Source organism: Candidatus Hydrogenedentota bacterium (assembly GCA_018005585.1).
Classification (GTDB): domain Bacteria; phylum Hydrogenedentota; class Hydrogenedentia; order Hydrogenedentales; family JAGMZX01; genus JAGMZX01.
The window spans coordinates 1-4,877 of the sequence record JAGMZX010000254.1 but is presented as its reverse complement, the minus strand read 5'-3'; the positions used below and the strand labels follow the sequence as shown (position 1 = coordinate 4,877).

The 4,877-nt window shown below is 65.9% G+C and carries 4 protein-coding genes; 3 read left to right on the top strand and 1 reads right to left on the bottom strand.

All coding sequences use genetic code 11. From position 1 onward, the window contains the following. The 3 genes from KA184_23290 to KA184_23280 all read left to right on the top strand — a co-directional run. On the top strand, window positions 1-573 hold a 573-nt coding region (locus KA184_23290; GenBank protein MBP8132516.1), incomplete at its 5' end, for a hypothetical protein. A gap of 57 nt (window positions 574-630) precedes the next feature. Then, window positions 631-1,953 carry a Gfo/Idh/MocA family oxidoreductase gene (locus KA184_23285; protein MBP8132515.1) on the top strand — a complete coding sequence of 441 codons (1,323 nt, stop codon included), beginning with the start codon at window positions 631-633 and terminating at the stop codon, window positions 1,951-1,953. A gap of 11 nt (window positions 1,954-1,964) precedes the next feature. Beyond that, a complete protein-coding gene (locus KA184_23280; protein ID MBP8132514.1) occupies window positions 1,965-4,052 on the top strand; it encodes a carbon-nitrogen hydrolase family protein in 2,088 nt (695 codons plus the stop codon). A 36-nt stretch (window positions 4,053-4,088) separates the two neighbouring features. On the opposite strand, the gene KA184_23275 is transcribed toward KA184_23280, so the two are convergent. Beyond that, the coding region (locus KA184_23275) for a hypothetical protein (protein MBP8132513.1) at window positions 4,089-4,877 on the bottom strand (789 nt) is incomplete at its 5' end.

Below are 4,877 nucleotides of genomic sequence, written 5' to 3'. Positions count from 1 at the left end.
ATTCACTTCAACGGCGCGGGAGGCAACGTGGGCGCGGGTAAATACAACGACGGTTCGCCCGAGAACCGGCGCATTCTTGCCGAACGGCTGGCCGATGGCATGCGCCGCGCCTGGGAAGCCACGGCGCGCGAATCGATAACCGCGCAGGACGTGGCGTGGCGTGTCGCTCCGGTTGCCCTGCCCGTGGCGGCGCATCTGTCCGAGGAATCCCTCGAAGCGGCATTGCTGCGGAAGGACGCGCCCGAGAAGTTCCAGGGCGACGCGGCGAAATTGGCGTGGCTGCGCCGCTGCAAGGCCGGGCACAAGATCGATATCGCGTGCCTGGCGTTGGGCCGGGCACGGATTCTGCATTGTCCCGGCGAACTGTTCGTGGAGTATCAGCTCGCGGCGAAGGAAATGCGGCCGGAGTTGTTCGTCGCGATGGCTGCATACGGCGATTACGGGACGGGTTACATCGGCACGGCGCGTGCCTACGCGGAAGGCGGTTATGAGACGAGCGAGCGCTCCAGCAACGTTGCCCCCGAGGTGGAGGAAGTGCTCATGGGCGCGATGCGCGAGCTGCTGCGTGATTAATGCGCATGCAATGGATTCCGGACACCGGCGCGCAACAAGACACGGGGAAGAAAAGTCATGAGAACAGAAAACCGGGTTTCACGTCGTGATTTCATGCAGCTTGGCGCGGTTGCCGGCGCGACGCTGGCCTTGGGCGGCGCAACGGGCGCTCAGGAACCGCTGACGCGGCCCGTGCGCGTCGGTGTGGTCGGCGTGGGCAATCGGGGCGCCTACCTGACGCAGACCCTGCTCCAGTTTCCCGACGTGGTTGTCGCCGCGGTCTGCGACATAGTCGCCGATCGCGCGTCCCGCGCGCAGGACATCGTCGAGAAGGCATGCGGCGCCCGGCCGGACGCCTACACGAACGGCGACCGCGACTGGGAGCGCCTCGTGGCGCGTGACGACCTCGACGCGGTCATCTGCGCGACGTCGTGGGAATGGCACACGCCCGTGTCCGTCGCGGCGATGCGTTCGGGCAAGTACGCGGGTACGGAGGTGCCCGCGGCGGTCACGCTGGACGAGTGCCGGGAGCTGGTGCGCGCGCATGAGGAGAGCGGCGTTCCCTGCATGATGCTCGAGAACGTGTGCTATTTCGAAAACGCCCTCGCCTTGCTGCGCATGGTGCGCGAGGGCGTCTTCGGCGAACTCCTGCATGCGCAGGCGGGTTACCAGCACGATTGCCGTGCGCTGCATTTCACCGCGTCGGGCGAATTGACGTGGCGGGGCCGTTTCGCAGCCGAGATGAACGGCAATCTCTATCCCACGCACCCGATTGGGCCCGTGGCGCAGTGGTGCAACATCAATCGAGGCGACCGCTTCACGCGGCTCGTGAGCCTGAGCACGAAATCGCGCGGCATGCGGATGCAGGCCGGGGCGCAGTTTGGCGCCGGGCATCCGCTGGCGGAACGCTCCTATGCGCTCGGCGACATCAATACAAGCTTGCTAGAAACCGAAAACGGGGTCACCGTCACGCTCTATTATGACGTGAACGCGCCGCGCCCATACGACCTCATTTTCCGGCTGCAAGGCACGAAGGGCATTCACATGGGCCATTGCGGCGGGCAAATCTACCTGGAAGGTGTTTCGCCGGCCGCGCACGAGTACGAATCGTTCGCGCCGTACCTCGAAAAGTACGCGCATCCGCTGTGGGCGCAGCTCAAGGAAGCGGCGCTCGAGAGCGGCGGGCACGGCGGCGCGGATTACATCACGCTCTACGAGTTCATCAAGGCCGTGCGCGCGCGCACCCAGACGCCGCAGGACGTGTACGATGCCGCGACGTGGAGCGCCATCTTCCCGTTGTCGGGCGCGAGCGCGGCGGCGCACGGCGCGCCGCAGGAGTTCCCCGATTTCACCGGCGGCAAGTGGAAGACGAATCCGCCGATACCCATCCGTGGGGCGTAAAGGACCAGCCTATGCTGTGCAGCCTCGTCGGTCTCCTCGCGTGTCTTGCTTCGGGGCCATCCCCCGTCGTGTTCCTGTTTCCGGAGGATTTGGAAGACGCGCAGAACGTGACGCTCGAAGCGCAATTGCCCGAGCCGGGCATTGCACTTTTTGCGAAAGACCCGGACCGGCCCAAGCTCTGGTACGCGCCCGTGGCGGCGCACGCTGAGGGGGACGGCGTCCTCCTCTGGTACCAGCGTGTCAACAGCGGCGAGAAGGAGTACAGCGATCAGCGCACACTCTGCCTGGGCGAGTTGCGCGGCGGCCAATGGTTGTTGCCGGAACTGCAGGCGGGCGCACCCGCGTGGGGCGGGCCAAACAACGTCTGCTTGCGCCGCTCGTTGCACAAGCCTACGTGGGGCGGCTTCAACGTGTTCCAGATCGTGCGCGCGGAACCCGGGTTCCGCATGTTGTACTGGGACCAGCCCGCGGCCGAGGGCGAGGCGGGCGCAATGCTGACATCCTCGAGCGACGGGCGCGCGTGGGAGAAGGACCCCGGCGGCGCGGTGTTCACGGAGCACAACGACGCGTTCACGCTGCTGCCGAAGGATGGCGGCTATCTGCTCTATCAGACGATGCTCGAGGACTGGCCGGAAAAACCGTATCCGGACAACCTGGACAAGAAGCGCCGCGTGCAGGCGCTGCGCGAATCGCCCGACTTGCGCACGTGGACCGCGCAAATGCCGCTGCTGCGACCCGATGCTGAGGACCGGCCCGAGACCGAGTTCTACCTGATGAAGGCCTTTCCGCATGGCGGCGCGTACCTGGGCCTCGTGATGAAGTACTACGCGGATCCGAACCTGCCCAACAAGCACAGCGCGTTGCTCGAATACGAATTGACCGTCAGCCGCGACGCGCGGACCTGGCAGCGGCCCTTCCGCAATACGGACCTCGGCTTCTGGAGCTATGCGGACCCCTTCCCGTATCAGGGCCGGTTGCATTTCGCCATATGGAAGGACGGCGGCATGCAGACCGTGGCTTATGCGCCAAACCGGTTGACCGCCGTTGTCGCGCGCGAAAGCGGCGCATTCACGACGCCGGTCTTCCCGTGGCCCGAGAACGGACTTGTCCTCGATGCCGACGCGCGCGGCGGGTGGCTCGAAGCGCAATTGCTGGACGCCGCGGGCACTGCCGTGGCCGATGCCGCGCCGGTCCGCTTCGAGGACCGGGAAGGCGCTGCGCTTGCTCTGCCTTGGGCCGGCGTGACGCCGGGCACGGAATGCCGTGTCCGATTCCACATGCGCGCGGCGCGCGTCTACGCGCTGACGGCTGCTGAAACGCCGGCAACACGCGACAAAGCCCGCATCGCGCTTCTGCGCGGCGTGCCCGAAAAATGGGCGCTGGACGCGAATTTCGAGACGTTCCTGAAGATGCTCGACAAGGCCTCAGTGAAACACGCCGATATCTTTGTTACCCCCGAATGCTGGCTCGATGGCTACGCCGCGCCGGACAAGGCGTCCACGCCCGAACGGCTGCGCGGCGTTGCGCAGGACCTCGACGCAAGCCCCTACCTGCGGCGCGTGGCCGAAGAAGCGCGCAGCCGCCGCATGTACATCTGCTTCGGTTTCACGTCGCTCGAAGACGGCGCCATCTACAACGCGGCGGGCCTGTGGGACGCCGGCGGCCGCCTTGTCGGCGTGTATCACAAGACCCATCTGCAAACCCACGACCTGCAATACGCGGCCGGCATGGCGCTGCCCGTGTGGCCGTCGCCGTGGGGCCCGCTCGGGACCATGATCTGCGCGGACCGGCGCTGGCCCGAAACCGCGCGCGTGCTGCGTCTGCAAGGAGCGCGGCTCATCTTCAACCCGACCTACGGGTTCCATGGAGAGTTCAACGAGGCCATGATGCGGACGCGCGCCTTCGAAAACCAGTGTTTCATCGCGTTCACGCACCCGGAAGAGAGCCTCGTCGCCGGTCCCGGCGGGAAAGTGCTCGCCCGGCGCACAGGCGGCCGGCCCGGCATCCTCGTCTGCGACCTCGAGCTCAGCGCCGCCACGGACGATAACCACCTCCGCGACCGCCGCCCCGACCTCTACGGCGTCCTCGCCCGGCCATAGAAGCGGCGCCGCCGCCACCGGCGCCTGCATTCGTAATCAAGCTGCAGCCTGGCCGGGGCACAAGCCGTCTTCGGTGCCGTCGGCGGGGCAATAATGATAGCCGCCGGAGTTGTAGAACTGGATAAGACGCAGCAGTTCGGTCAGCGTGATCTGCCAGTTCGGGCCGGAAGGCGCATAGTCGCTGTCATGGGGGCAGCAGCCGGTGTTCGCGCCAGGCCCGGGCACGTAGCCGTCTTCCGTGTTGCCGGGGTCGTCCGCGCAATGGAAGCCACCGGAATTGTAGAACTGGATCACGCGGAGCAATTCCGTTAATTCGATGATGTTGTCCTGCGATTGGTCGGCTGTGTGCCACTCATCGATACAGGGATTCTCGCCTTCGCCCTCGCCCTCGCCCTCGCCTTCGCCCTCGCCTTCGCCCTCGCCTTCGCCCTCGCCCTCGCCCTCGCCTTCGCCTTCGCCTTCGCCTTCCCCTTCGCCTTCCCCTTCGCCTTCCCCTTCGCCTTCGCTGGGCGGCGGGCACTCGCCTTCCCCTTCGCCTTCTCCCGAAATGTCCATTTCAACGCCGTAGCCGCTCGCGAAGTTGATCCAGCCGATGTTCTCGTTCCAGGCAAACCCGCTGAACAGTCCAGCCCCGTCTATGACCACCTGCGAACCGCCCGCATTGGTCGTGTCAAAATCGATCCAGCCGATGTTCTCGCCCCACCCAAAGCCCGACAAGTTGCCCGCGCCGTCGTTGACCACGCCGAACGCGTCAGGGTCCGTATTCGTGCCGTCGCCAAAATTGATCCAGCCCGTATTTTCGGACCATGCGAAACCGGACAAGGA

What these genes read in the sequence shown, in the direction of transcription:
- KA184_23285 (MBP8132515.1), top strand. Translation starts at nt 631, where the DNA reads ATGAGAACAGAAAACCGGGTTTCACGTCGTGATTTCATGCAGCTTGGC.
- KA184_23280 (MBP8132514.1), top strand. Translation starts at nt 1,965, where the DNA reads ATGCTGTGCAGCCTCGTCGGTCTCCTCGCGTGTCTTGCTTCGGGGCCA.